Origin of the sequence: Anaerosporomusa subterranea, assembly GCF_001611555.1 — a bacterium.
Taxonomy (GTDB): Bacteria; Bacillota; Negativicutes; order Sporomusales; family Acetonemataceae; genus Anaerosporomusa; species Anaerosporomusa subterranea.
The window spans coordinates 97816-123007 of sequence record NZ_LSGP01000013.1; the positions used below are offsets into that span (position 1 = coordinate 97816).

General features: G+C 49.0%; 26 protein-coding genes, 1 tRNA gene and 1 other RNA gene. 19 read left to right on the forward strand and 9 right to left on the reverse strand.

The window, feature by feature from the left end; genetic code table 11:
• Positions 1-40 precede the first annotated feature (40 nt).
• Genes AXX12_RS03990 through AXX12_RS04005 form a run of 4 tightly spaced genes read left to right on the forward strand, consistent with a single transcriptional unit; the run spans position 41 to position 5583 of the window.
• Entirely contained in the window at positions 41-2131 is a 2091-nt protein-coding gene (locus tag AXX12_RS03990) for a sigma 54-interacting transcriptional regulator (RefSeq protein ID WP_074431332.1), read from the forward strand.
• A 29-nt stretch (positions 2132-2160) separates the two neighbouring features.
• Positions 2161-2358 carry a hypothetical protein gene (locus AXX12_RS03995; protein ID WP_066238492.1) on the forward strand — a complete coding sequence of 66 codons (198 nt, stop codon included), beginning with the start codon at positions 2161-2163 and terminating at the stop codon, positions 2356-2358.
• 49 nt (positions 2359-2407) lie between these two features.
• A complete protein-coding gene (gene pyk / locus AXX12_RS04000; protein ID WP_066238496.1) occupies positions 2408-4162 on the forward strand; it encodes a pyruvate kinase in 1755 nt (584 codons plus the stop codon).
• 44 nt (positions 4163-4206) lie between these two features.
• Positions 4207-5583, forward strand: a complete 1377-nt coding sequence (locus AXX12_RS04005; RefSeq protein ID WP_066238499.1) for a hypothetical protein — start codon at positions 4207-4209, stop codon at positions 5581-5583.
• 122 nt (positions 5584-5705) lie between these two features.
• On the opposite strand, the gene AXX12_RS04010 is transcribed toward AXX12_RS04005, so the two are convergent.
• Positions 5706-6830, reverse strand: a complete 1125-nt coding sequence (locus AXX12_RS04010) for an acyltransferase (RefSeq protein ID WP_066238502.1) — start codon at positions 6828-6830, stop codon at positions 5706-5708.
• On the reverse strand, positions 6805-7767 hold the full coding sequence (locus tag AXX12_RS04015; RefSeq protein ID WP_066238505.1) for a DMT family transporter: 963 nt from the start codon (positions 7765-7767) through the stop codon (positions 6805-6807). The genes AXX12_RS04010 and AXX12_RS04015 overlap by 26 nt, the downstream gene beginning before the upstream one ends.
• Positions 7768-7880: 113 nt before the next feature.
• Between AXX12_RS04015 and AXX12_RS04020 the strand changes: the two genes are divergently transcribed.
• A complete protein-coding gene (locus AXX12_RS04020; protein WP_066238508.1) occupies positions 7881-8345 on the forward strand; it encodes a peroxiredoxin in 465 nt (154 codons plus the stop codon).
• A gap of 31 nt (positions 8346-8376) precedes the next feature.
• The gene (dat, locus tag AXX12_RS04025; protein WP_066238511.1) at positions 8377-9240 is read left to right on the forward strand and encodes a D-amino-acid transaminase; all 864 of its coding nucleotides are present in this window, start codon (positions 8377-8379) and stop codon (positions 9238-9240) included.
• 102 nt (positions 9241-9342) lie between these two features.
• Here the strand turns inward: dat and AXX12_RS04030 are convergent, their stop codons facing one another.
• Positions 9343-9690: a hypothetical protein gene (locus tag AXX12_RS04030; RefSeq protein WP_066238514.1), complete on the reverse strand. Its 348-nt coding sequence runs from the start codon at positions 9688-9690 to the stop codon at positions 9343-9345.
• Positions 9691-9936: 246 nt separating this feature from the next.
• On the opposite strand from AXX12_RS04030, the gene AXX12_RS04035 reads away from it, so the two are divergent.
• From AXX12_RS04035 to hcp, 3 genes are all read left to right on the forward strand, one after another.
• Entirely contained in the window at positions 9937-10266 is a 330-nt protein-coding gene (locus AXX12_RS04035; protein WP_066238516.1) for a hypothetical protein, read from the forward strand.
• Between the two features lie 10 nt (positions 10267-10276).
• Positions 10277-10783, forward strand: coding sequence for a hypothetical protein (locus AXX12_RS04040; RefSeq protein WP_066238518.1), 507 nt, complete (start codon positions 10277-10279; stop codon positions 10781-10783).
• Positions 10784-10874: 91 nt separating this feature from the next.
• A complete protein-coding gene (hcp, locus tag AXX12_RS04045; RefSeq protein ID WP_066238521.1) occupies positions 10875-12170 on the forward strand; it encodes a hydroxylamine reductase in 1296 nt (431 codons plus the stop codon).
• 117 nt (positions 12171-12287) lie between these two features.
• Here hcp and AXX12_RS04050 read toward each other — a convergent pair whose 3' ends face one another.
• The 3 genes from AXX12_RS04050 to AXX12_RS04060 all read right to left on the reverse strand — a co-directional run bounded on the left by AXX12_RS04050 (position 12288) and on the right by AXX12_RS04060 (position 14969).
• Positions 12288-12983, reverse strand: coding sequence for an SIMPL domain-containing protein (locus tag AXX12_RS04050; protein ID WP_066238524.1), 696 nt, complete (start codon positions 12981-12983; stop codon positions 12288-12290).
• Positions 12980-14080, reverse strand: a complete 1101-nt coding sequence (locus AXX12_RS04055; protein WP_066238527.1) for an NADH:flavin oxidoreductase — start codon at positions 14078-14080, stop codon at positions 12980-12982. The genes AXX12_RS04050 and AXX12_RS04055 overlap by 4 nt, the downstream gene beginning before the upstream one ends.
• A gap of 145 nt (positions 14081-14225) precedes the next feature.
• A complete protein-coding gene (locus AXX12_RS04060; RefSeq protein ID WP_066238530.1) occupies positions 14226-14969 on the reverse strand; it encodes a M48 family metallopeptidase in 744 nt (247 codons plus the stop codon).
• A 127-nt stretch (positions 14970-15096) separates the two neighbouring features.
• On the opposite strand from AXX12_RS04060, the gene AXX12_RS04065 reads away from it, so the two are divergent.
• The 3 genes from AXX12_RS04065 (at position 15097) to AXX12_RS19170 (ending at position 15648) form a co-directional block, all read left to right on the forward strand.
• Positions 15097-15181 (forward strand) — tRNA-Leu (locus AXX12_RS04065).
• A gap of 157 nt (positions 15182-15338) precedes the next feature.
• Complete coding sequence (locus tag AXX12_RS04070; protein ID WP_066238532.1) at positions 15339-15518, forward strand: hypothetical protein; 180 nt, start codon at positions 15339-15341, stop codon at positions 15516-15518.
• Positions 15502-15648, forward strand: coding sequence for a hypothetical protein (locus AXX12_RS19170; RefSeq protein ID WP_156478582.1), 147 nt, complete (start codon positions 15502-15504; stop codon positions 15646-15648). Before AXX12_RS04070 ends, AXX12_RS19170 begins: the two co-directional genes overlap by 17 nt.
• Before the next feature lie 426 nt (positions 15649-16074).
• Here AXX12_RS19170 and AXX12_RS19970 read toward each other — a convergent pair whose 3' ends face one another.
• Entirely contained in the window at positions 16075-16200 is a 126-nt protein-coding gene (locus AXX12_RS19970) for a hypothetical protein (protein ID WP_269448384.1), read from the reverse strand.
• A gap of 431 nt (positions 16201-16631) precedes the next feature.
• Positions 16632-16802, reverse strand: a non-coding RNA gene (gene ssrS, locus AXX12_RS04075) — 6S RNA.
• 330 nt (positions 16803-17132) lie between these two features.
• Here ssrS and AXX12_RS04080 point away from each other — a divergent pair.
• Positions 17133-17780, forward strand: coding sequence for a porin family protein (locus AXX12_RS04080; RefSeq protein ID WP_066238534.1), 648 nt, complete (start codon positions 17133-17135; stop codon positions 17778-17780).
• Positions 17781-17988: 208 nt separating this feature from the next.
• Here AXX12_RS04080 and rpsT read toward each other — a convergent pair whose 3' ends face one another.
• The gene (rpsT, locus tag AXX12_RS04085) at positions 17989-18255 is read right to left on the reverse strand and encodes a 30S ribosomal protein S20 (RefSeq protein WP_066238537.1); all 267 of its coding nucleotides are present in this window, start codon (positions 18253-18255) and stop codon (positions 17989-17991) included.
• 202 nt (positions 18256-18457) lie between these two features.
• On the opposite strand from rpsT, the gene AXX12_RS04090 reads away from it, so the two are divergent.
• The 6 genes from AXX12_RS04090 to hemW all read left to right on the forward strand — a co-directional run bounded on the left by AXX12_RS04090 (position 18458) and on the right by hemW (position 25112).
• The gene (locus AXX12_RS04090) at positions 18458-19129 is read left to right on the forward strand and encodes a C40 family peptidase (RefSeq protein WP_066238540.1); all 672 of its coding nucleotides are present in this window, start codon (positions 18458-18460) and stop codon (positions 19127-19129) included.
• Between the two features lie 89 nt (positions 19130-19218).
• On the forward strand, positions 19219-20187 hold the full coding sequence (gene gpr, locus AXX12_RS04095; RefSeq protein WP_231881788.1) for a GPR endopeptidase: 969 nt from the start codon (positions 19219-19221) through the stop codon (positions 20185-20187).
• Positions 20188-20462: 275 nt separating this feature from the next.
• On the forward strand, positions 20463-21545 hold the full coding sequence (gene spoIIP, locus AXX12_RS04100) for a stage II sporulation protein P (protein WP_082816704.1): 1083 nt from the start codon (positions 20463-20465) through the stop codon (positions 21543-21545).
• A gap of 62 nt (positions 21546-21607) precedes the next feature.
• Positions 21608-22054, forward strand: coding sequence for a hypothetical protein (locus tag AXX12_RS04105; RefSeq protein WP_066238542.1), 447 nt, complete (start codon positions 21608-21610; stop codon positions 22052-22054).
• A 108-nt stretch (positions 22055-22162) separates the two neighbouring features.
• On the forward strand, positions 22163-23959 hold the full coding sequence (gene lepA, locus AXX12_RS04110; protein WP_066238545.1) for a translation elongation factor 4: 1797 nt from the start codon (positions 22163-22165) through the stop codon (positions 23957-23959).
• 13 nt (positions 23960-23972) lie between these two features.
• A complete protein-coding gene (gene hemW, locus AXX12_RS04115; protein ID WP_066238547.1) occupies positions 23973-25112 on the forward strand; it encodes a radical SAM family heme chaperone HemW in 1140 nt (379 codons plus the stop codon).
• Positions 25113-25192 lie beyond the last annotated feature (80 nt).

Sequence of the window (25192 nt, forward strand, 5' to 3'; positions counted from 1 at the left end):
TCTAATATAAGGTACTATCGAAGAACGGAGGGGTTCAAAGATGCGTGTACGGGATGTCATGAGTCCTCATGTTATCACCTTGCGTCCGGCAATGACTCTGTCTGAGGCTGCAGATTTACTACGGCAGGGCAGTTTAGACGGCGCGGCTGTTGTTGACGGTGAAAATAGACTGATTGGCATTGTCACCAAAACCCACTTTGTCCGTGAGATGGCATATGGCCCAACCCCTAATCGGACAATTGGCGAAATTATGACCACAGATGTCTACACATTGCAAGAGTCCGAAACCATTTCCCGGCTGCAGCAAAATTCTAATATTTTCCGTTTTGGCCTGTTCCCGGTCGTCAATCACCAGAACCAGCCGGTCGGTTATTTGACTCGCACCGAATTGATAAAATACTTGTCAGACCATTCGCTCTATCTGGCTGAAGAACTCAAGGCTGTGCTGAACTCGGCTTACAATGGCATCGTCGTGACTAATGCGGAGGGCGTTATCACCTTGTTCAATCCGGCGGCCGAAGCCATTACCGGCCTGGACGCGAGCAAGGTTGTCGGTCAAATGGCCGAACAAGTCATTCCTAACACCGGTATGCAGCGCGTGTTGGAAACCGGTGTTATGGAAGTCAACCAGCAGCAGACTATTCAAAATAGTCATATTTTGTCAAATCGCTCGCCGATTTTTAAAGATAATAAACTTCTTGGCGCTGTAGCTATTTTTCAAGACATTACTGAATTGCAAGCCGTGGCTGACGAGTTAGAAACTGTCAAAAAGCTTAAAAGCACACTAGAGTCGATTCTTGAAAGCGGCTTCGAGTGTGTAGTAGTGGTTGACACGCAGGGTAAAATCACAATGCTAAACCAGGCGTATTGTGACTTTCTTGGCAAAGATTCTAAACAAGTTATCGGTATGCATGTGGCTGATGTGATCGAGAATACACGGATGCATATCGTGGCCCAAAGCGGAAAAGCAGAGATTGCCGCTATGCAGCGAATCGGCGACAATAACGTTGTCGTCACTCGCATGCCAATCATCAAAGACGGCGAAATCGTCGGCGCAGTCGGCAAGGTGTTGTTCCGCGATGTTAAAGACTTAAAATCGCTGGTCCGCAAATTTAACAATCTGCAGTCTGAGTTAGAATACTATAAAGAGGAACTTCGCAAAGTCCAAGGTGGCAAGCATACCTTTGAAAGCATTATCGGCGGAAGTGAAAAGATAGCATGGCTAAAAGCCATCGGTGCTAAAGCCGCAAAAGGAAGCTCAACTGTGCTTATCTTGGGCGAAAGTGGGACAGGCAAAGAACTGTTCGCTCACGCCATCCACACTAATAGTCCACGCCGCAATGAACCCTTCATCAAGGTCAACTGCGCGGCGGTCCCGGAAAACTTGCTTGAGTCTGAATTGTTTGGTTATGATGACGGTGCCTTTACCGGCGCTCGCAAGGGCGGCAAACCGGGCAAGTTCGAACTAGCTAACGGCGGCACGATTTTTCTCGATGAAATTGGCGATATGACCTTGTCGATGCAGGCCAAGCTGCTGCGCGTTTTGCAAGAACGCGAGATTGAACGGGTTGGGTCGACCAAAACGCTAAAAATAGATGTTCGAGTCGTTGCAGCGACAAATTGTGATCTGGAGCAGATGATCGAGCAAGGAGAATTCCGCCAGGATCTATATTATCGCCTGAACATCATTTCCTTGCATATACCGCCGCTGCGAGAGCGGCGTGAAGATATTCCACAGCTTTGCATTAGTTTATTACAGAAAATTAATAACCGGACTCCACACGATGTTGAGGGGGTTTCTCCCGATGCGATGAATTACTTGCTTGGCTATGATTGGCCTGGCAATGTGAGGGAACTGGAGAACGTCTTGGAACGAGCTGTCAACTTTATGGATGATGATCAGTTTATCTTGCCGGAACACTTGCCGCCGGTGATCAAGAAGCAGTACCGGCAGCGGGAAACGACTGATTCGGTCAAAGATCTGGCAGGAATACGCTTTGACGCGGAGAAACAAGCAATAGTAAAAGCCATCGAAGCGGCGGGCGGTAATAAGAGCCAAGCTGCCAAGATACTGGGGATTCACCGGTCTGGCTTTTATCAAAAACTAAGAAAATACCACATCGATCCCTAATCATGAGAAGTATTCCAGGAGGCGCAGGAATGTGGACTGTTATCTATATTGCCGCAGGCCGCTCGCAGGCGGACAAAATCAGATCAACGCTGCTCGAGGGTGGCGTCTTGGCTGATGCCAGACCAGTTGGCATGTCGTTATCTGGTGATGGTTTGTTTGAAATTCTGGTGCTGGAATCGGAAGCCGAAGAGGCAAATTTGATTCTTTGCCGACATACTATTACCTAACTTTTGAACATACTGCTAAAGACCGGAATTTTGATAGGAGTGAAAATTAATGCATAAAAAAACCAAGATTGTATGCACAGTTGGGCCGAGCACTGATCAGCCGGATGTTCTTAATAACATGCTGGCCGCGGGGATGAACGTCGCTCGGTTTAACTTTTCACACGGCAACCATGCTGATCATGCTAAACGAATCGCTATGGTTCGCGCTGCGGCTGCCAAACTTGGCAAACCGGTTGCGCTGATGCTTGATACGAAAGGACCGGAGATGCGTCTGGGGAATTTCGCCGATGGCAAGGTCGAATTGTTGCAGGGCCAAACTTTTACTCTGACGTCCCGTGACGTGGTAGGTACAAATGAGATTGTCAGCGTCAACCATAAAGGTTTACCTGATGAAGTTGCACCTGGTAACATCATACTTTTATCAGACGGCCTAGTGTCGCTCGAAGTTATAGCTGTCAAGAACTGCGATATTGTTACCACTGTTCGTAATAGTGGCGTCATCAGCAACTATAAACGCGTGGCAGCACCTGGGGTCAGTGTCAATCTGCCACCGCTTTCTGAACAAGATGTCGCAGACATTTTGTTTGGTGTATCAGAGAACATGGACTTTATCGCAGCCTCGTTTGTCCAACGTGCGGCCGACATCTTATCCATTCGCCGCGTGCTCGAAGACGCCAAAGCTCAGATGGACATTATTGCAAAAATTGAGAACGCCGAAGGCGTCAAAAACATTGACGAGATTCTGACTGTCGCCGATGGCTTGATGGTGGCCCGCGGCGATCTGGGAGTGGAGATTCCGACCGAAGAAGTGCCGCTGGTACAGAAGATGCTGATTAAGAAAGCCAACCAAGCCGGAAAACCAGTTATTACAGCAACCCAGATGCTCGAATCGATGATAACCAATCCGCGTCCGACCCGGGCAGAGGCCAGCGATGTTGCCAATGCGATCATGGATGGCTCTGACGCCATCATGCTAAGTGGTGAAACCGCTTCTGGCGCGTATCCGGTTGAAACAGTCGAGACAATGGCGCGAATTGCCGTGAAGACGGAGTCGGCGCTCAATTATCGGGAAATTTTAACCGCCAAAGCCGGCTGTATTGAACGAACGACAACAGATGCAATTAGCCATGCGACAGTGCAGATAGCTCATGATTTGGGAGCAGCGGCAATTATTACCTCCACTGAGTCTGGTCACACCGGTCGGATGGTGTCAAAATATCGCCCCCAGGCTGTCATTGTTGCAGTGACGTCAAAAGAAAAGACAGTGCGTCGCCTCTGCCTGCAGTGGGGCGTTCATCCGACTCTCGGCCCAAGCTTCGCCAGTACTGACGAATTATTTTCTAATGCGATCTCCAGTGCTCTGTCAACAGGCCTAGTCAAAGAAGGTGATTTGGTCGTTATCACAGCTGGCTTGCCTGTCGGTACTAGCGGCACAACCAATCTAATCCGCGTCCATGTCGTTGGCAATGTGCTGATGAATGGCATGGGCATTGGTAAGAAAGCTGTGACTGGCACAGTTTGTGTTGTTCGCTCAATCGATGACTTGAAATCTAAATTTAGACCTGGCGATATCCTGGTCATCTCCAATGTTGATGAAGAATCGGCGCAATACGCGTCGCAAGCATCTGCGATTGTCGCAGAGGAAGCCGGACTGACATCAAATGCCGCTATCATCGGCATCAGCTATGGCATGCCTGTCCTTGTCGGAGTCGATGGCGTAACTGCCGCTCTGACTGATGGCATTGTTGTTACCGTCGATGCGGCCAGAGGGTTGTTATATCAAGGACAAATTAACGCTCGCTAAGCAACGGCAAAACCGACTAAAAGGGCAGTGGAGGAGGAGAGTGCATGGCCTGGCTTTTTCTACTGCTGAGTGCGGCGTTTCTCCTCCTGGCCGTGTTTATCGCGCGCAGCCGGGGCTTGGAATGGAAGCTGCGCAAGGCTGAAGCCCAGCTGGCTAAGCTAGCAGGCAAGAACGTATCTGCAGCCGAACGCTATCAATTACTGAAGACCTTGTTTGTACTGATTGCCCAGAAGCCAGACGGAGCTGATGATAAGGTGGCCTATAAGGCGATCGATTTGTTGCAGTTGGCCTACGGCCAGGGACTAGCGCGGCCGGATGAACCGGTTAGCATTACCGCGTTGGTCGGATCGTTACTCAGCCAAGGCAGATCCGATCTGGCAGCCGCTGTCTTGGATACCTATCGAGGCTTGTTGCGTGACCTGGGCAGCGCCGAAATGGCTGCTGAGCAATTGCAGACCGTAGGGGTCATGGCCATGAAGGCCAAACAATCCTTTGTCGCCGCTAAAGCAATCGATATATTGTTCACCGTATTTGAAAAGCCTGAAAAGGCGGCAGATCCAAAAGCTGTTACCGCCGCACTAGGGGCGGTCAGAGTGATTGGTAAATTTGCTCTCAAACGTGGAGAACAGGACTTCTTCCGCGAACTTGTGGTTCGCCTACGTGGCTTTTTGGTTGCCAGTCCGCAGCCTGCTGTTTCGGCAGCTTCGTTAGTAGCAGTTTTTTCTCTCTGGATGCAGGTCATTGTTAGCAAACAGGATGAAGTAGCTTTGCCGCTCTTGCTCGACTGTGCCCAGGAATTAGTCGACCGTAAGGTAATTGATAAATCGATCATTAGTGGTATTCTCTCAGAATGGCGGGACCTTGCCGGCATAGCTAGCTTGAATCCGCACAGTCAGATGGCTGCCATCATTATCAAGGACATGGTGAAACTAGCCGAGAAGACGCAAGACGCCGCACTGTGGGGCAGTATGGTATCAGCAGTGATGAAAACTGTGCGTGTAGTTATCGACCAATACGGAACTGGTTACGCGTTTCTTTTGCTGTACCCACTGCTTGATGCCAGCCGTAAAATGCTGGGCGCTCAGATCCGTTTCCCGGCCGAAACAGCTGTTAGTGATTTTCGCCAGCATGCGTTATTTAGTGTGGTCAAGGAATTCCTGGCTGTTGCCGAGTTTGTCGCTCGCTCGCGGATAGCAGGGACAACCTATGACGTGGTTGAGGAATTCTACCACTTCTGGCGTGATGATCAGGAGTTAAACTATAAAATAAAATCAGCGAAAAAGTTCTTCCAACTACTCATCTTATTTTGGCAAAAGCACATGGCACGACAAGCAAGTAAGCAAATGTCGCCGCAGCCCGAACTGTTAGAGCCGCCAGTGTTGACCGCAACAGATCTTGAACGACTTGGCTTCATGACATAGTAATGCTTACTCGCACGCAGAAACGCCGCCTACAAATAGTAGACGGCGTTTCTTTTGCTAGATGCTCAGAGTGCTGGAGGAAACGATGAACCGGATACGTTGCCTCGCCAGTTTGCCTACTGTTACTCCTGCGCTCGTTGGCGGGGGACTTTGCCAGTCAGTAGCAGGGATACGGCAGGAAACTGCTGGCTCAAGCGCAGCACCGCGTACGACAGGATCAAGCTGATGACGACTGTGGCGCTAAAGAACAACAGTGAAATTGGCACCGTCATCACCAACTGATAGTTCGTCACGACCTCGCTAAGGCCGCTCATAACAAAGGGATGAACCAAATAGATAAAGAACGAATGCTTGGCTAAAATGTTCAAGAGCTGCGTCACAGCAGGTGGTTGCGGATTTGCCAATACCTGACTTAAATATAGCGCAGCAGCCCCAGTATAAATTACCCCCATCGGGCTGAGCTGATGAATGGTGAACGCTGCTCGTTCCAGTGAAAATCCCAGTCCTAATACGACGAAATAATAGGAGCCTAACATCAAGGTGAGTGAACCCCAGAAACAGCCCCTGACAGTTGCCTGCCACTGCTTGAGCTCATCCTGCCATTGCAGATGGCGCAGCGCAAATACGGCTCCGAGCATGAAAATCCAGAGATAATGCAGTAACCAATAGTTCAATCGGTATTCGATTAACAGCTTCAGCCAGTAATCACTTACTGTTGGCTTAAATGAATAACTCGAATAGGCATTAAATAGAATCTGCAAAATTAACAAGCCAGTCAGACGTGATAAAGGCCGAGCTGCCAGCCAAACTGCCAGCAGCCAAAGCAGCGGCAGGCACAGGAGAAATACGAGCAGAATCACCAAAAAATATAACTGGTATGAGGCTAAGCCAAACAATAGATACTCTGATAGCTTTGGCAGTTGCCAGATTGTCGTGTCGTCATAGAAGAAGGTATAGCTGGCCATATACAGTAGAGACCAAGAAAGATATGGTATGAATACAGCCCGAATTCGGCTAAATGGAATTGACGTCAATCCCTCACTCCGCTGGTCAGGTTGATAAAAGATGCCAAACGCGGTGATAAAGAAAAAGATCGGTACAGAAAAGCGGGAGACGATCTCAAACAGAGCGAACAAATGAATATTGACATCCGGATTTGACAACGACCAAGCACCGGTATGAATACCGATGACACCTAGCATCGCTAGGCCGCGAATATGTTCAATGGCTACGATTCGCTGTGACATGTTGACTCCTATTCTCGTTACTCGGGTCTTTGTGATTGTTGCTAGCCGAATTGATCCAGTAGACTCCGCCTAATACGAATATACCGCCAATTAATACAAAAGGGCTGAGGGTTTCTCCCATGAATAGCAGGCCAGCAATAATCGCGAATAATGGATTCATATAGCTGAATACCGCCGTTCGGACCGCGCCAATAGTTTCGATCCCGACATACCAAATATAGTATGCGTAAACAGAACAGAGTAAGGCGAGATACAACGCCGCGCCCACGGTGGGCAATGTTATCCTACTTAGAGCCTGCCAAATCGGCTCCGCTGCGAATAGGCCGGGGATCAACGCCGCTGGCAACAGCATGAGTGTGCCGATAATATGGATGTAGGCAATAGCGACAAATGGACGATATTTTTTCATTACCGTTTTTCCATAGAGTGTGAATCCTGCCCAAACCAACGCGTTGCAAAGCAGCAATAATTCGCCGATAATGTTTGTTGACTGAAACAGCGCGTTGAAACTGCCTTTGGTAATGACCAGCACGACCCCGCCAAACGCAGCGAGAATACCAGTCACACTTCGCCATCCCAGACGCTCGCCGCCGGTTATGGCAGACAGCAGCGCAGTAGCGATCGGACTGGTCGCGATAATTAGCGCAGCGTCAATACTAGTGGTATACTGCAGGGCTGTGTATTGAATCCAGAAATACGAAGTAATCGCCATAAATCCTAAGATGACAAACTGAGGTAAATCAATGCGTTCGATCTTGTTGTCAGTCATGGAACGCAGCATTAGCGCCATGACGAGCGAAGCCAGGAGAAATCGTAAAGTTACCAGATGTAGCGGCGCCAATTCGCGCATGCCGATTTGAGCAGCAGCGAATGATGTGCCCCATAGCAGGGACACTGCGGTTAAAGCAACATAAAGAAGTGGTGGACGTATGGACATAAATAGTCTCCTTACATGGAAAACTTGACGGAATATGGTAATTTGCCGATGAGCGTGCTATACTTATTATAACATGGAAAAGCAGTAAGAAATAGGCCGAAAGGAGGGAGCCAATGGAAGAAGTAGTTCTTGGAGTCCAGGCGCCAGACTTTCGTCTTAGTGGGGTTGGCGGTGACGCCCAGCTTAGCGATTATCGGGGCAAAAAGGTTGTTCTGTATTTCTACCCGCGTGACAACACCGCTGGCTGTAGCAATCAAGCTCTCGGGTTTCGCGAACTGGCAAATGACTTCGCAGCCTTGGGAGCAGTCATTTTGGGAGTAAGCCGGGATAGTTTAGCCTCACACGAGAAATTCGCCGCTAAGCTCGAACTGCCGTTTTTGCTGTTAAGTGATGGCGAAGGCGTGGTGTGCGAGCTATACCAGGTATTGAAAGAAAAAAATCTCTATGGCAAAAAATCAATCGGCATCGAACGTTCCACATTTATTATTGACGAGAAGGGAATCGTTCGTCACATTTTCCGTAAGGTCAAAGTGGCTGGTCATGCCGAAGCGGTACTTCAGTTGTTAAAACAGCTGTAACTATAATATTGATTTTTGGGAGGATGTTAGTATGAAGCCACTAGGGTTAGTTGATGGACGTATTGTTGATCTATCGGAAAATGTCGTGCCAATGGAAGATCGCGGTCATCAATTCGGCGATGGGGTTTATGAAGTTACTCGTCTGTACAATGGCAAACTGTTCGCCTTCCATGCGCACATGGAGCGCCTATTTCGCTCGTTGCGCGAACTGCGCATTCCGGTTGTCTACACAGAGGAAGACCTGCGCACCGCACATCAAGCGCTGGTCGACGAAAGCGGCATTACAGAAGCCGGCATTTATTTGCAGATTACCCGTGGCGTTGCGCCGCGCGGCCATAACTTCCCCGAGAACACGGTGCCCCGGCTGACCATGTCAATCCGGCCGGCTAACAACGCTACCGCTACCTTGGCGAAAACGGGCGCGAAGGGCCTTTTCACCGAAGATGAGCGCTGGCTGCGCTGCGATATTAAATCCCTAAACCTGCTAGGTAACGTTCTGGCTAAGCAGAAGGCTAAAGAAAATGGCTGCTTTGAGGCGATTATGTTCCGTGAAAACGGCGTAGTCACTGAAGGCACCTCGAGCACGTTCATGGTCGTCAAAGGCGGCGTGATCTGGACCCATCCCTTGACTAAGCTTATCCTGCCCAGCGTCACCCGCAAAATCATTATTGATCAAATTCTTCCAGGTCTTGACGTGCCAGTCATTGAGAAGACCTTTGACGTTGCGTTTGCCAAAGCAGCTGACGAAGCGTTTGTCTGCGGCACCCAGACAGAAATTATGCCACTGATCGCGCTCGACAACCAGCCGGTCGGCAACGGTGCTGTAGGCCCGATCGCCAAGAAGATTCAAGACGCATACCAGGCGATCATCGACAAGGAATGCGACAGAAAATAATCAAGCATAAGAAAAACGAGCGGGGAACCCGCTCGTTTTTTCATACCATTAGAATGTACTTATTAATCTCTGTGCTTTTGTGAAATTGTGTCCGTGGTTCCCCTAATCCAACTTAATCGCGATAAAGTCGTTAATTTGAAACGGCGCATCCTGTATTGCCTGTTCAGGCAGGATCGCAAAATGGCGGAAGAACTTTTTGGCGCCGATATAAGCGCCTTTGGCTGCGTAACGCACGGGAAAGGCATTGGCTTTTTGCTCATCTAGCGGCATGATCCCCAAGGTCTTATTATTTGTGTCAAACCCTAACATGCAGAAATGCCTTTCAGATAGTAGTTCTGTTGCCTTTTTGTTGAAAACAATACGTCCATTAGCTCTGACTTCGACCATAGGAGAATTGGACTTGGCAGCGCGTTCTTTGCGTGGCTCAAACAGGGTAAAAGAATAATCCATCGTTTTTACACTCCTTCAATAAAAATTGCAAGCTCTCTATAACAAAGTATGCACAAAACTCGCATATCATAAACAATCATATCCAAAAATGGTATAATTTTTTTATTACAATAAAATTTATAAGTTTTGCGAATAGGGCGAGGCTGCGTTTTCACCTGTACTTCCCCTAACCGCCGTTGCGCTGTTCCGTCCCTTGGCAGATTTGTGTTATTTCGTTATAATGAAGGGGAAAGAGAGGCGATTTCAGTGGATAGAGTTTGGTTAAAACTGATCGGTGTGATGGTATTTGCAAGTATTATTAAATATGTAGTCATTTCGCCTTTGTTTTGGGTGGCGGTTGATTTAGGTGCATTAGCTGCCTGTTATTTTTTGTTGCGCGCGATTCCTTATATCAATTTGCGAACCAGCATGTTGTATCTGAGCGGGTTCACCGCAATCAGCATTCTCGTTGATTTAGGGATTCTCGGTGGTCTTGCCGGCAATATTCTCTCACTGCTCGTGATTGGCTGGTTGCTCTGGCGCAACAATTCGCCCCGTATCAAGAAACAGCCTTTACGTCACAAGTGGCATAAATAAGGAGTGTTTCATGAGCAAACAGACGATTCTCACCCGCACCGCCTTGTTGTTGGCTATTACGCTGATTTTCCAGTCGCTGCGGTTTTTTATTCCGATTCCGCCGCTGTTTTCAACTTTTTTGGTCGGGTCGCTGGTCAATGCCACCCTTTTGATTAGCCTGAATGCGGTAGGGCTTTTACCTACGTTATTTCTTGCGGTTATTGCGCCGTTAGTTGCTTATTTTCAACAGTTGCTATTGTTGCCAATTTTTATATTGCCGGTCGCAGCCGGCAATATGGTGTACGTGGGTGTGTTCTTTTTATTATCGGCGCGCGGCACTATGTTTGCGGCTGCTACCGCCGCTAGCGGCAAGACGCTACTCTTGTATTTAACGTTTTCCTGGCTGCTTAGCTGGGTCAGCATACCACCAAAGATCGCTTCCGGCCTGTTGTTTGTCATGAGCTGGCCACAGCTGGTCACAGCCTTAGCAGGCGCTGCCCTTGCTTCTATCATCAGTCGGCGTTTGCGTAATTCATGAACTATTCTTGCAAAGTGTGACATACATCACGGACTCAACTGGTGAAATCTCCTATAATAAATACATAACGACAATAAATGGAGGGGAAAAAATGTTTTGTTACCAATGTGAACAAACTGCCGGTGGAAGCGGCTGTACCCAAATGGGTGTCTGTGGTAAAAACCCTGACATCGCCAGCCTGCAAGATACCCTGATTTTTGGCCTCAAAGGCATCGCCGCCTATGCCCATCATGCTCGCGAACTAGGCGCTCGCGACGAGCAAGTTGATGCGTTCATGCACGATGCGATGTTCTTTACCCTCACCAATGTCAACTTCAGCTTAGAGCGTCACATCGAAATGGTTTTAAAATGTGGCGAAATGAACCTGCGGGTTATGGAATTGCTTGATAAGGCGCATGTTGAGCGCTTTGGTGCTCCGCAGCCGGCGAATGTCTTCGTTGGACTGAAAAAAGGTCATAGCATCTTGATCACTGGTCATGATTTCCTCGATCTCGAGGCACTGCTGCAACAGACCGAAGGTAAAAATATTAATGTTTACACCCATGGCGAAATGTTGCCTGGACATGGCTATCCGAAACTGGCGAAATACCCGCACTTTGCTGGTCATTATGGAACCGCTTGGCAGAACCAACGCAAGGAATTTGAAGCATTCCCTGGACCGATTGTCGTCACGACAAACTGTGTCATGCCGCTGACTGCCAAAGAAACCTATGCTGACCGCATCTTCCTCAGAAGTATCACCGGTCTCCAAGGCGGTATTCAGCTTAATGACCGCGACTTCTCGGCCGTCATCGCTAAAGCGCTCGAGATCCCAGCAGTTGAAGCAGACCAAGCAGGGGAGTACACGCTGACAACCGGTTTCCACCACAGTGTTATTCTCAGCCTGGCTGACAAAATTATCGAAGCAGTTAAAGCCGGCAAAATTCGCCGCTTCTTCCTGATCGGTGGCTGCGACGGCGCGCGTCCTGGCCGTAACTATTACACCGAGATCGCGCAAAAAGTGCCGAAAGACTGCATCATCCTGACGCTGGCTTGTGGTAAATACCGTTTCAATCATCTGGACTTCGGCGACATCGACGGTATTCCTCGTCTCTTAGACCTCGGCCAATGCAATAACGCCTACTCAGCGATCCAAGTTGCACTCGCGTTGGCTGGCGCGTTCAAGTGCGGCGTGAATGACCTGCCGCTGTCCCTGATTCTGTCCTGGTATGAGCAAAAAGCGGTCGCGATTCTGCTGACTCTGCTGCATTTAGGCGTGCAGAATATCCACGTCGGCCCGACGCCGCCTGCCTTCCTCACACCAAATGTGTTTAAAGTCCTACAAGACAACTACAACCTGAAACTGATCACCACTCCAGACGAAGACCTAAAAGCGATTTTAGGCTAACGAATACAAAGGCTCCCGCGAAATTCGCGGGAGCCTAACTTATTTTCTGTGGCCGAAAAGGCAGATAACAGAAGGGACGGTAGTTACGTATCTTCTCCGCAGCTAATGCCTTTAGCGTCAGTTAATTTCAAATACTATACTGACCGTGCCATTGACTCTGATCGAGCCTGGCATAATCGGGGTCGAGGCTCCGTCAGCTTTCAGCATATAGCGCTGCGTAAACTCCGGCAGATGGATCGACACGCCATTTTCCTGCATAGAGACAATCCGACCCAGTTTTTTACCTGACGCAGCGACGATCGCTTCGGCTTTGGCTGTCGCTTCTTTGACTGCCTCTTGCAAGGCTTGGGTCTTTAGCTGGGTATCATCACGTTTCTTAAAGGAGATGCCAAGAATCTGATTCGCGCCAGCGGCCAGCGCGTTGTCGATGAGGGCGCCGATCTTAGACAGGTCGTCGGCGGTCACAGTTAGTGTATGGCTAACTCGATAACCAATAATCTGCGGCGCCTTTTGGTCCTTCGCTTCATTGTGGATCGGATACACTGCGTATTGGGTAGTCTGCAGCTTGCTCTCAGCTAGGCCCATGGCAAACAGTTTGGCTTGCACCGCATTAGCGAGAACAGAGTTTTCTAGCTGCGCTTCCTCAGCGGTTTTGCCGGTGGTTACAACCCCGAGATTGATTTGCGCCTGGTCAGGAATAGCTTCAACCTGGCTCGACCCCTGTACAGCAACCGTGGGAACAACAGCGCTCGCAGCCTGGACGGGAGACACGATACAGAAAAACGCCAACAGTATGGTGGCAATCAGTTTCATAGTTCAAATCCTCCTTGATAATAACATTTCAGACCTTTGGGATTAAAACAGGCGTTACAGGAAACACACGAAGCCTTGACCTCGCCATTTTGCAGCCGAACGACAAGACTGGGATCGACAATAAACGGACGGCTCATCGCAAACAAATCAATGGTGCCTTCTGCCAGAATCGATTTCATGACTGGCACAGACCGCAGACCACCCACTAGAATTAATGGGATCGAGACATGGCGTCTGATTTCACGAGCTGCCTGCAGAAAATACGCTTCTTGTTCCGGCTTAGTAATGCCAGGGCGGGCCATGGCGCCTTTAGCCTCGCGAATGCCGCCGCTGATCTCAAGAGCATCCAGACCATATTTAGCTAACATGTTGGCAGTCGCGCAAACATCGGCTAGGTTTAGATACTCCGGTCCTTCAAAACCATCGGTAGAATTGAGCTTGGCAAAGATCGGATAGTAGTCGCCTACAATGTGACGGGATCGGGTCATAATCTCTCGTAGCACACGAGTGCGGTTCTCGAAATTCCCACCCCATTCGTCAGTGCGACGGTTGGTGTAGGGGGAGATAAACTGCGATAAGGCGTAGCCGTGAGCAATGTGCAATTGTACACCGTCTGCGCCAGCGCGTTTGACTCGTTCAACAGCTTTGACAAAGTCGTCTACCAATTGATGAATTTCGTCGTTTGTCCATGCTTCGGGTGTAATGCCAGTGCTACCATCGGTTACTGACGAAGGGCCTTTTGGCGCAAGACCGCCAGTCATCTCCGGAGTTGTCTGTCGACCCGCGTGTGAGACCTGGATAACTAGCTTAGAGCCATAGGGCTTAACAGCAGAGCGAAGCTTACTATAGCCGTCAATAAAGCGGTCATCATAGATTGCATTTTGGCGGGCGCTGACTTTGCCTAACGGAGAACTCACATATGTATGAGCAGTGATGATTAAACCAACATCGTTAATCGCCAGATTCTGATAAAGGGCAATTTCTGCATCAGAAATAGAGCCATCTTCGTTTCCCAGATTATCGTTGGTGGCAGATCGAACGAATCGGTTCTTGACCACTAACGGACCGACTGAGACAGGTTGGAATAGTGATTTCATAACTGTCCCCCTCAGCAAGCATTCATCAGGTTCTGTCTACTATATTCTGCCGTTAGGCGCATTCTCCTGCCGCCATTTACAAAAGAATGCAGAAGCAGCGGAAGGCTGTAAACTATTGACAGTAGTTTTTGGTAATTTACCAAAATTATTCACCCGACTCCTGTGACTGCAGTGGAAACAGCCGCATCAACAAACCGCCGTTGGCTTTCAGCCAGTGGCGGCTCGTCCGAAAGTCTGGTAAAATCGATTCTACCAGTCCCCAATAACGACTTGAGTGGTTAGGCTCGAGCAGGTGGCACAACTCATGCACGACCAGATAGTCAATGATTGACGGCGGCGCCAATATCACCCGCCAACTGTAGTTAATGCTGCCACGCGTTGAACAGCTGCCCCAGCGGCTTTTCGGGTCGCGAATGCTGATTGATATAGGCTTGACGCCAATAACACGCGCCCACTCGAGTGTTTTTTTCCCTAAATGCTGTCGCGCCTGCTCAGCATACCAGTGAATCAGCATCTGAATCAGCGCAGTTTGATTGTTGCGAAGCCTCTCAGGCAAGCAGACTCGCAATAGCGAACCATCCAGCCGCACCGATGGCCGGACCGGATGATAGGCGACAGTTAGTGTATAACTATTACCCATGAACGGCAAGGGTTTGCCAGGCTCTATCGCAAATTGTGCAGCCGCCTGTTCTTCAGCAGCCAGCTTTTTAGCAGTTGCCAAAATCCATGTAGCTTTTGCCTGAATAAATGCCTCAGCCTGTTCTTGACGGTATTTCGGCGGTGCCACAATCTCCAGGGTAGTCGGGCCGACTATCTTAAGTCGCACCGTTCGGCGTCGCGCAAACAACAAGGACCAAGTAAACAGGGTTTCCCCCAAAAGAATTTGCATGAATGTGTCATCCTTTGCCAAGATTTTTAACGCAGTCCTCAGCTGATAAAGAAATAGCCAATAAGAACTGCTTGACAACATAATAGGGATGATGGTATTATATCACTTGTCCGAATAAATTGTATATGCCGGAGTGGCGGAATGGCAGACGCAGTTGACTCAAAATCAACCGGGGTTTCCTCGTGGGGGTTCGAGTCCCTTCTCCGGCACCAATGAACAAGCGGCCTTTGAGGTTTAGTCCTCAGAGGCCGCTTGTTCATTGTTTCTGGCGGCAATCTTATTGCCATTTTATAAATGCCTTATCGTCACCGAAACAGGTATAAAAAATACTACTCTCGGTCTACTCTAACGGAAAGGGAGTGATGTCGGATGATGGGTTATGGCTTTTCGCCGTTCGGGTTCATTTTCGTGTTGCTGTATGCTGTTGTAGTCATCTATGTGCTGATGCAGATTGGCGGGATCAATAAATCCCTGCAACGGATAGCGGCGGCGCTGGAAAGTAAACAAAGCATATCTGGAGGAGGTGATAGCAATGCCGGCGGATCGTGACATTAACGGGCGTAACATCGCAGACACGAAAGGTATTCCATTAGACAACATTGTCATCTCAGAAATCCCGGCTAAGAAAGCGAATGCGCATGATCTGACACCTGCGCATGAAGACGACCACCGTAAGTAGACGTATTTACTCAGAGCTGAACAGGACCTGCCGCTTGGCAAGTCCTGTTTTTATTCCAAAAAGGAGACAGGTATAATTTTTTGCTGAAGCCCTCCGTGTGACCTCAACAGACGGTACGGCTTACTTCCTAAAGACCGCAGCAACAGTTGCTTTTTACCCTGCCGATGTTTAGGCCCCTGTGCGCTTCTGTTTCCAACATACATTCTGTCTGCCTTCGCTCACTGTTTGCAAAACAAATCGACCCTCACCACCGCCGGCGACCTCGTCGATCTACGCCACTGGTTTACAGACCTATCAAACCGGGCTCAATTCCGGCTGGCAGGATGGGTGCAACGCCAGGCAATGATATAAAAAGAACGGAGGGGCAGCAAAGAAAGAACCGTCCTATAGTCTTAGAAAGCAAAATAAGAGCAGCACAGGCTGCTCTTAGGATGGTTTGGTTATAGTACCGTCTGTACGTTTGCGTTCCGCGGCAGGTTCACTCTTTATTGCTTGATTATGCATTTTCTCGCGTTTCTGTTCTAGAGGGTCTTTTGAGCTTTGTTGTTTCACGCTGTCACCTCCAGCATTAGTTTACCCATGATGTAGTAGGTTATTCTTTGGATGAAAGAATATGATCTGAGGAAATACGTTACCCTGGACGTGTTGTTCGCATCGTTGCCAAGCGGATTGAGACGAGTGGTATAAAGGGTAAATTTGTCGATATCCGGGGGCGTTACAATTTTGTCTCTTTTTAACCATGGAAGCCTTGATTTTACTGGATTCTCTTAAAGCCTCTCGACCCTTTGTAAAAGATCAACCGGGGTTTCTTCGTGGGGTTTCCCTTCTCCGAGGACAGCCGGTCTTTGGGGGTAACCCCGAAGGCCGTTTTTCGTGTACGCGGAGTAGCGGTGGAAAGGTTCCGTTTCGGCCGCCCAAAGCGTAAGACCCACTAATACATCAGAAAAGGACTTGCCAATTGGCAAGTCCTTTTCGCTTGAATATTTAAGTCCGAAATACCGTTCCCGTATATGTCCAAACCTGCGCTCAGCAGGTGGGCGCCTTAGCTCTGTTTTTGCCATCCGTTCAAGACGGTCCGACAGCTGCACAGCATCAAGCTCCCGAAGGTGTACTATAGGTTGGACATATGTGAGTCACGCTTATCCCAGACCATTTCATATGTTGTTGACAAAAGTTATCTTACCATAAAGTTGCTAACTGGGCAATAGGTTTTAACAACGATTAGCACAAAGTATCAAGCTTGTCTGAAGCCATGGATCAGTATGCTTCATTTTATGTAGCTCAATGAATTAGAAGAACTGGTCCTTGTCGAATGCCGAAAGACGTTGTAGTAAACAGCATAAAGGATTAACAAAGTGTGCGATTCAAACATATCATGAGATTGCAGCTGTATTCATCCTTGCCGGCGCTGGCGAAAGCTGATAAGAACGGCTTGTAGCTTGACTGGTAAGGGACGCAACAAAAGAAAGTAGGAGATGGTCGTTATGAAGCTAAAGGTAGCACTTTGTATGGTTATTATCTGTCTGATGAGCAGCGTAGCCTTTGCTGCTCCGTTAACCGACTATAAGCTTGGTAAAACGGCGGTTGATCTAACCTATTACCCGGATCTCGATTATCGTGTGACCAATGAATGGGGATTTGACCATTCGGCGAAAAGTAAAATGTCCAATTGGGATTTTGGTGTCACCACTGGTCTGGGTGACAAATTCGCCGTTCAATATCGCCAATTTAACCCTGAAGTTAAGCGACTGGGTCCGGCTTCTGAGAATATAACTGTCGACAGTAAAGAAGCGAATCTGCTGTATCGGCTTGACAAGAATTTTGCTGTATTTGCCGGCTATCATTGGGGGAAATATACCACCAAATATTACGGAAAGACCTATAAAGCAGAGAACAATGCCGCCCAATACGGACTAATCGCTAGTCAAAAGATCGCCGATAAGACGACGTTATATGGTCTGGCTGGTTTCGGATCAGGCTATCGGAACTATGAAGTGGGGTTAGGCTATGCATTGACTCCAAAATTGGACTTCAATCTGCTGTATCGGGATATGAAAGCCGATGAGCTTGGTAGCCCTTCAATCGCTGCACGTGTGAAAGGTCTTGGAGCTGGCTTGACCTATACTTTTTAAACAAAAGAAAAATCGCTAAGGCGATCTTGGTACGGGAGTAATGTTTTAGCGCAAAGCGCGCAATGAGCGCTAGCGGCGCGAAGGTGTTTCCGCTTTGTGTCGCTAGCGCGCTTCGCGTTCTTAGCGCTAACGTACTCCAAAATTATAGTTTCTAAACAAATAAATGCGGCTTCCATCTTTAGATGGAAGCCGCTTCATCATAACTATGTTACTTGCTAATAGCGTTAACTTTGCGCGCCAGGCGGGATTTTTTCCTCGCCGCGGCGTTTTTATGAAGAACGCCTTTGGAGGCCGCTTTGTCAATGACACTGGACGCTTTCTTAAGGAGGTCTTGTGCGTCAGTTGTGGAAGGGTTTGCAGTTGCTTCGTTCACTTTACGGGCGGCGGTGCGAACCGCAGACTTCACAGACGTATTCTGAGCCTTCCGCAGGGCGTCGGTAATTACGCTGCGTTCAGATGATTTAATATTCGGCAAGTATTTCACCTCCTTAGAAGATGTTACCTAAAATATTTTAGCACGCGATAACGTAAATTGCAAGCTTGTTTTCTCCATTCTACTAGAGTTATCGCTGAAGACGCAAGCAGGAAATTTTTGCTGGTCATGGAATTGTCAAACTAATAGCCTATTACGCCTGAAAGTGACAAGTATAGACAACTAAGGAAGGGAGAGGAACGCATTGCGTTATCTAAAGTTAATTCTTTGTATTTGGACGGTGCTTTTCTGCCTAACCGGCTTTGCCCATGCGTCAGATGTCTATCGACAGGGCGACAAAGCGCCGGAAATTGCCACTGTTCAGTTGAAACTGCGGGGAATGGGTTATCATGTCGGTAATCCTGACGGTTTTTTCTCATGGAGATTCGCTCAGGCAGTGAAGGCGTATCAACGCAGTCAAGGCATTAAGGCAGACGGTGTGATTGACGCTTTGACCTATTACCGGATCATGGACAAGCCGTTTCCGAAGCCCTCGGTTGAGCCGCCAGACAAACAGGCAGCAGCGATTATTGCTACAGCCAAGCGCTATATCGGCGTCCCATACCGCTTCGGCGGGGTTACTCCTAAGGGCTTTGACTGTTCAGGCTATATACAGTTCGTATTTAATCAGCATGACAAAAAACTGCCGCGGGCGGCTGATGTGCAATATAAAGCCGGTAAGTTCGTGTTGCGCAGCCAACTACAGCCCGGAGACCTGGTTTTCTTTACTACCTATGAGGCAGGTCCCTCGCACAACGGTATCTATGTAGGTAATGGGCAGTTCATCCACGCCTCGTCCAGTCGCGGCGTCATGATTAGCAAACTAGACGATTCATATTGGAAACCGCGCTATCACGGGTCGCGCCGCGTGCTGTAACGCGTATTGGCGCTTGTGCGCGGGTTAGTATAGGCGGCTGTCTTGCCGGACAAGCTAGAGGTAATCATAACGGCAGGAGTTGAAGCAGTTTGCAAAAAGTACTGGCCCCACGCACTGACTTAGCGCTTGAAGCTAGAGAGATGCTTTCCCGCCAAACGCGAGAAGATATCCCTGGTGTCAAAGTAGAGACCATTGATGATGACGATATTGTCATCACCCGCGTGCATATAACAACCCCTGAGGCGGAACAGATTATGGGCAAGCGGCAAGGACGCTATGTGACCATCGAAGCCCCCGGGCTCCGCTACAAGAATACGCCATTGCAAGAAGACGTGATGCAGCATCTGGCTGAAGAATTTGCCGAATTGACTGGCTTGGCGCAGAATGCCACGATCTTAATCGTAGGACTGGGCAACTGGAATGTGACACCTGATGCGCTGGGGCCAAAGGTTGTTGATAAGGTGGTAGTGACTCGCCATCTGCAATCGATGATCTCGCCAGAGTTAAAAGGCGGCGTGCGTTCCGTTTGCGCTATCTCGCCTGGCGTGCTCGGTATTACCGGCATGGAAACGTCTGATATCATTGCAGGCATTACCGCAAGAATTAAGCCAGACTTAGTGGTCGCCATTGATGCGCTGGCTGCAGCGTCGACACAACGGGTCGTGACCACGATTCAATTATCCAATACGGGTATCAATCCTGGCTCAGGAGTGGGCAATAAACGGTTTGGCTTAAATCAAGAGTCGTTGGGTGTGCCGGTGGTGGCTATCGGGATTCCGACCGTGGTTCACGCTTCGACAATTGCTATGGATACCATCGACACCCTGCACCAGCACGCCGCCTTCGCTCGTTATTTTAAGAGCATGGAAAACCTAACCGACAGCGACAGACAAACCATTATCCGGCAAGTGTTGCCTGATACGCTGGGTGATTTGATGGTCACCCCCAAGGAAGTGGATCGCTTGATTGATGACATGTCCATTGTCGTCGCCGGCGGCATCAATCAAGCGCTGCACCCGAATATCGACTACGAAAATATTCACATGTACATACATTAATAAAACCATCTCATATGCCGGTCCAAGTGACCGGCATACTTTATGTAAAAAACCTATTCCCGACCGTTCAGACCGTTGAGAAATGTCCAGATGCTAGGCGAGACGAGCACGTGACTGGCCGCGTACTGGAAGTACGCAGAAGGAACGCACAGGAACAACAACGCAGATGGGCGTTTATCAACGGTCTGATACCGGCATAACTTTATGACTCCCCTCATATACATTCTATTGCAAAGAATGGACGGCCGTACTAACGGTCTGACGGGAGGCAGCAAATGATACCGACGCGCTGGCAGCGTCTGATGAAACAGCAGATAATTACCAGGCTGAGCCCAGGAGTAGCCGTTTTTCTGGCGGCCGTGCTGCTGACAGCAGCAATTTGGGTCGGGGTAAGCAGCCGAGAGGTTGTACCGGTAAGTGTTCCTGTTGCATCAGACAAGCCTGTTTTTTCACTATTTTTCCCGAAATGGAGCGATGTGTTAGTTGGTGGAATACCTCGTCTGACACAAGTGGTTAACGGCCAGCAGCCTGCGAAGCCTGTGGCAACGTTTTCTTGGCAGCAATGGCTGCGGGCGGCGATAAAAAGCTTAACTCATGTAGATGTTGGGGACATGCGCAGTGTTTTACGCAACCAAATTCCGTTGTTATCGGCGGTCAAAGCACCTGGGATAAAGGGGAGCAGCCAAATCAAGCGACCGATCCTGCAGTTTAAGCCGAAAACGGTATCGCCAGTCACTAAACCACTGGTGGCGATTTATCATACCCATACCTCTGAATCATTTGTGCCTACCACCGGAGTCACTCACCGACGCGGTGGGCAAGTTGGCGAAATTGTTGCCGTCGGTGAGGCGCTAGTTCAGCAACTCAACAAATATCAGGTGCAGGCGGTTCATAGCAAGCAGGTTCATGACTTTCCGAGTTTCATGAAAGCCTATGGTCCCTCAGAACTGACTGCCAAGAAATTGCTGGCAGATCATCCAAGCGTTCAAATTGTTCTCGATATTCACCGCGATGCGGAAACACGCGAGAACTCACTGGCTGAGGTCAATGGAGTATCGGTCGCGAGAATCGCCGCCATTGTCGCGGTTGGCCAAGAAGATTTGGTTCAGCCGCATTGGCAGAAGAATCTTGCCTTTGCCAAGCAAATTGATGACAAGATGAATGCCTACTTTCCCGGCTTATCACGGGGTATTCAGACTGTTGAGTGGCGTTACAACCAGCACCTGCACGAGCGGGCGTTGTTGTTTGAGGTTGGCAGCCAGGAAACCAGTCAGGAAGAAGCAGAGCGAGCGATGGAAATTCTCGGCGGTATCTTGGTAGAAATATTATCAGAGAACAAAAATTTTGGCGTCCAATGAATGAATAGCCGCGTTTGTCAGCCATACTAGTAGGTACAGAATACGTACTATGTGGAGGCAAGATGCTGGTCCGTCTAGAACCTCGCGAGTGGCTGATGATTGGCCACGGTGTGTTAGCCTTGTTTGCCTGTATTGTGGCAGGATCAATTATTGTAGAAATCCAGCTCAACCAACTGACCTATTGGCTGGATTTTGTGCAAGTTTTTAACTTGAGGCGAGTGGCTGAGGGAGCCTATCTTGCCTATGTGCTGGGGACAGAATACTATATAAAGGCAGCTTGGCAGGTCGGGACGATCGCTGCTACCAGCAGGTCGCTTGATGTGACTCTGCTGGGCTTTGGCGTGAACTTGCCGACACAGGTGAGCTTTGACGCCTCGCTAGCGCTAGATTTCGTCCAAACCGCCTGGAAACAGGGGCTTGAATATGCTTATGTCGGCAAACGGTATTTGTCTGAATGCTGGGCAGACTATAGGCCGTATTTACGGTTGTTATTGCAGCAGGTTAAGTAGAATTACCAGCCTTCGACAACTGTCGTCAGTGATAAAGCTTGCGAGTCTGGAGCGGCAAGTGATATAATAAATAAATACGAATTATTCTTGCTGTGACGGAGGTCTCTAGTGGATACGTCTCGAATTCGAAATTTTTCTATCATTGCTCATATTGACCATGGCAAATCGACGCTTGCCGACAGGCTGTTAGAATACACAGGCACGCTATCTGCTCGCGAGATGGACGAACAGGTTCTCGATAAGATGGACCTTGAGCGCGAACGCGGTATTACGATCAAAGCCAAAGCGGTTCGCCTGACCTACACAGCCAAAGATGGCGAGACATATATGCTCAACCTCATTGACACACCAGGACACGTTGACTTTACCTATGAAGTATCGCGTAGCCTGGCTGCTTGTGAGGGTGCTTTGCTTGTCATTGACGCAGCGCAAGGCATTGAGGCGCAGACACTGGCGAACGTGTATCTGGCGCTCGAACATAATCTGGAGATTATCCCGGTCATTAATAAGATCGACTTACCCAGCGCCGATCCGGAAAAGGTTAAACATGAGGTTGAAGAAGTCATTGGCCTCGATGCGTCTGATGCTGTGCTGGTCAGCGCCAAATCCGGCTTCGGAATCGAAGATGTGCTGGAGGCTATTGTCAAAAAAGTCCCGCCGCCTCAGGGCAAGGCTGATGCGCCGCTAAAAGCGCTGATTTTTGATTCCCATTTTGATGCCTACAAAGGTGTCATTGTCTATGTGCGGGTGATGCAGGGCCGGCTTACGCAGGGCTCGCTGATCCGGATGATGGCAACTGAGAAAAAATTTGATGTGACAGAGGTCGGTATTTTCCGGCCCTATATGGCGAGCATTGATGAGCTATTACCAGGTGAAGTCGGCTTTATTGCCGCCAGCATCAAAAATGTAAAAGACACCCAAGTTGGCGATACTGTTACCGACCTGAACAATCCGGCTGCTGAACCGCTGCCTGGTTATCGGAAAGTCACGCCAATGGTGTATTGCGGTCTCTATCCGGTCGAAAGTGTTGATTATGAAACTTTGCGCGATGCGCTGGATAAATTGAAACTCAACGATGGGTCACTAAGCTATGAGCCAGAGACCTCTGTGGCGTTAGGCTTCGGCTTCCGTTGCGGCTTTTTGGGTTTATTGCATATGGATATTGTGCAGGAACGGCTGGAGCGGGAATATAACCTAAGTTTGATCACCACCGCCCCGAACGTAATCTATCGTATCCACAAAACAGATGGCACTGTTTTTGATATCGAGAACCCGTCGAAGATGCCGACACCGCAGGAAATTGATCATGTGGAAGAACCATATGTCAAGGCCACAGTGATCGTTCCTAATGAATATGTCGGCGCGGTCATGGAACTGTCGCAAGAGAAGCGCGGCGAGTACAAAGATATGAAATATCTTGATGTCACGCGGGTGATGCTGGTCTACAACCTGCCGTTAAGTGAGATCATCTATGATTATTTCGATAAACTCAAATCTTCGACTCGCGGCTATGCTTCACTCGATTATGAGTTGATTGGCTACCGCGAGTCCAGCCTAGTCAAGCTTGATATTTTGTTGAATGGCGAAGCTGTTGACGCACTCAGTGTCATTGTACACCGTGATCGCGCTGCATTCCGGGGTCGTCAATTAGCGGAAAAGCTGAGAGGCATCATCCCCCGGCAAATGTTTGAAATTCCGATTCAAGCGGCAATCGGTAACAAAGTCATTGCTCGCGAAACTGTCCGCGCCATGCGCAAAGACGTTTTAGCCAAATGTTATGGCGGTGACATCACTCGTAAACGTAAACTGCTCGAAAAGCAAAAAGAGGGCAAGAAACGTATGAAACAAGTGGGTAATGTTGAATTGCCGCAGGAAGCGTTCATGGCTGTCCTGAAAATGGATTGAGCGCGGAGGCTGTATGAAGATTGCCGTGTATATCCATATCCCCTTTTGCCAGCAGAAATGCTGCTATTGTGATTTTGTGTCTTATGCCGGTGCTCAAGCCTTGCAGCAACCATACATCGCCGCTCTCTGCCGTGAAATTGCCGGCAGGGGCGGCGTTTTCGCGAAAATCGGCATAACCATCAACAGTATTTTTGTCGGCGGCGGCACGCCGACTTGCTTGTCAGCAACTTTGCTGTCCGAGCTATTTACCTGTATAAAACAAAGCCTACCATTAACTGCGACCGCAGAATGGAGTGTCGAAGCTAACCCAGGAACAGTAGACGAACGCAAGCTTACTATTTTGTTGGAGGCTGGCGTTAATCGGCTGAGTCTTGGCGTGCAGGCCTTTGATGACCGTCTGCTGCATACAATCGGTAGAATTCATCGCTCAGTTGAGGCCGTGCAGGCAGTTCGCCTGGCGCGGCAAGTCGGCTTCACCAATCTAAATCTTGACCTAATGCATGGTCTGCCCGGACAAACATTGGCCGCGTATCAGGAAAGTCTGGCAACTGCTGTCGAGCTCGGCGTAGAGCATATCTCAGCTTATAGCCTGATTGTTGAAGAGGACACTCCGCTGGCTGGACAACTGGAGCGTGGGGAACTTCGCCTGCCTGACGAGGAAACCGATTCTGCCATGTTTGAGCTCAGCCACGATTACCTGCCGGCGCACGGCTATGAACACTACGAAATATCAAACTACGCACGCGCTAGCAAGCGCTGTCAGCATAATTTGGCGTATTGGCAATACCAACCGTATGTTGGCTTCGGCGCCGCCGCCTGCTCGTTTGACGGCAAGGTGCGTGCTACCAACACAGCAGATGTTCAGCAGTATATCGAACAGATTGCTGGCGGCCAGTCTCCGGTGGCTGATTCAGAAGAGCTTAGCCGGGAGACGATGCTGGCAGAGTATACGTTTTTGGCACTTCGAACAACCGACGGTGTGAATGAAACCGACTTTGCGACAAGGTTTTCAATTGATTTTCGCGCATATTACCGCAATATCCTGACGAATCTAATGGAAGAAGGGCTAATTGCTGACACCGCTAAAGGAATCCGGCTGACAAGGCAAGGACTTCGCTTTGGCAACCGTGTTTTTGCGTCATTTCTGCCTTGATTTTCGCGGAAGCTTCTTGACAGCAGCATAAACTAATGGTATTTTTTTAATAGGTGTTAGCACTCAGTGTGATAGAGTGC

Excerpts from the sequence above, each read along its gene's own strand:
- AXX12_RS04050 (WP_066238524.1), bottom strand. The coding sequence starts at position 12,983 with ATGAAACTGATTGCCACCATACTGTTGGCGTTTTTCTGTATCGTGTCT.
- AXX12_RS04005 (WP_066238499.1), top strand. The coding sequence starts at position 4,207 with ATGGCCTGGCTTTTTCTACTGCTGAGTGCGGCGTTTCTCCTCCTGGCC.
- AXX12_RS04060 (WP_066238530.1), bottom strand. The coding sequence starts at position 14,969 with ATGCAAATTCTTTTGGGGGAAACCCTGTTTACTTGGTCCTTGTTGTTT.
- AXX12_RS03990 (WP_074431332.1), top strand. The coding sequence starts at position 41 with ATGCGTGTACGGGATGTCATGAGTCCTCATGTTATCACCTTGCGTCCG.
- AXX12_RS04010 (WP_066238502.1), bottom strand. The coding sequence starts at position 6,830 with ATGTCACAGCGAATCGTAGCCATTGAACATATTCGCGGCCTAGCGATG.
- AXX12_RS04015 (WP_066238505.1), bottom strand. The coding sequence starts at position 7,767 with ATGTCCATACGTCCACCACTTCTTTATGTTGCTTTAACCGCAGTGTCC.
- AXX12_RS04080 (WP_066238534.1), top strand. The coding sequence starts at position 17,133 with ATGAAGCTAAAGGTAGCACTTTGTATGGTTATTATCTGTCTGATGAGC.
- AXX12_RS04030 (WP_066238514.1), bottom strand. The coding sequence starts at position 9,690 with ATGGATTATTCTTTTACCCTGTTTGAGCCACGCAAAGAACGCGCTGCC.
- AXX12_RS04070 (WP_066238532.1), top strand. The coding sequence starts at position 15,339 with ATGATGGGTTATGGCTTTTCGCCGTTCGGGTTCATTTTCGTGTTGCTG.
- AXX12_RS04105 (WP_066238542.1), top strand. The coding sequence starts at position 21,608 with ATGCTGGTCCGTCTAGAACCTCGCGAGTGGCTGATGATTGGCCACGGT.
- spoIIP (WP_082816704.1), top strand. The coding sequence starts at position 20,463 with ATGATACCGACGCGCTGGCAGCGTCTGATGAAACAGCAGATAATTACC.
- AXX12_RS04020 (WP_066238508.1), top strand. The coding sequence starts at position 7,881 with ATGGAAGAAGTAGTTCTTGGAGTCCAGGCGCCAGACTTTCGTCTTAGT.
- AXX12_RS04040 (WP_066238518.1), top strand. The coding sequence starts at position 10,277 with ATGAGCAAACAGACGATTCTCACCCGCACCGCCTTGTTGTTGGCTATT.
- AXX12_RS04055 (WP_066238527.1), bottom strand. The coding sequence starts at position 14,080 with ATGAAATCACTATTCCAACCTGTCTCAGTCGGTCCGTTAGTGGTCAAG.
- hemW (WP_066238547.1), top strand. The coding sequence starts at position 23,973 with ATGAAGATTGCCGTGTATATCCATATCCCCTTTTGCCAGCAGAAATGC.
- AXX12_RS03995 (WP_066238492.1), top strand. The coding sequence starts at position 2,161 with ATGTGGACTGTTATCTATATTGCCGCAGGCCGCTCGCAGGCGGACAAA.
- pyk (WP_066238496.1), top strand. The coding sequence starts at position 2,408 with ATGCATAAAAAAACCAAGATTGTATGCACAGTTGGGCCGAGCACTGAT.
- AXX12_RS19170 (WP_156478582.1), top strand. The coding sequence starts at position 15,502 with ATGCCGGCGGATCGTGACATTAACGGGCGTAACATCGCAGACACGAAA.
- hcp (WP_066238521.1), top strand. The coding sequence starts at position 10,875 with ATGTTTTGTTACCAATGTGAACAAACTGCCGGTGGAAGCGGCTGTACC.
- dat (WP_066238511.1), top strand. The coding sequence starts at position 8,377 with ATGAAGCCACTAGGGTTAGTTGATGGACGTATTGTTGATCTATCGGAA.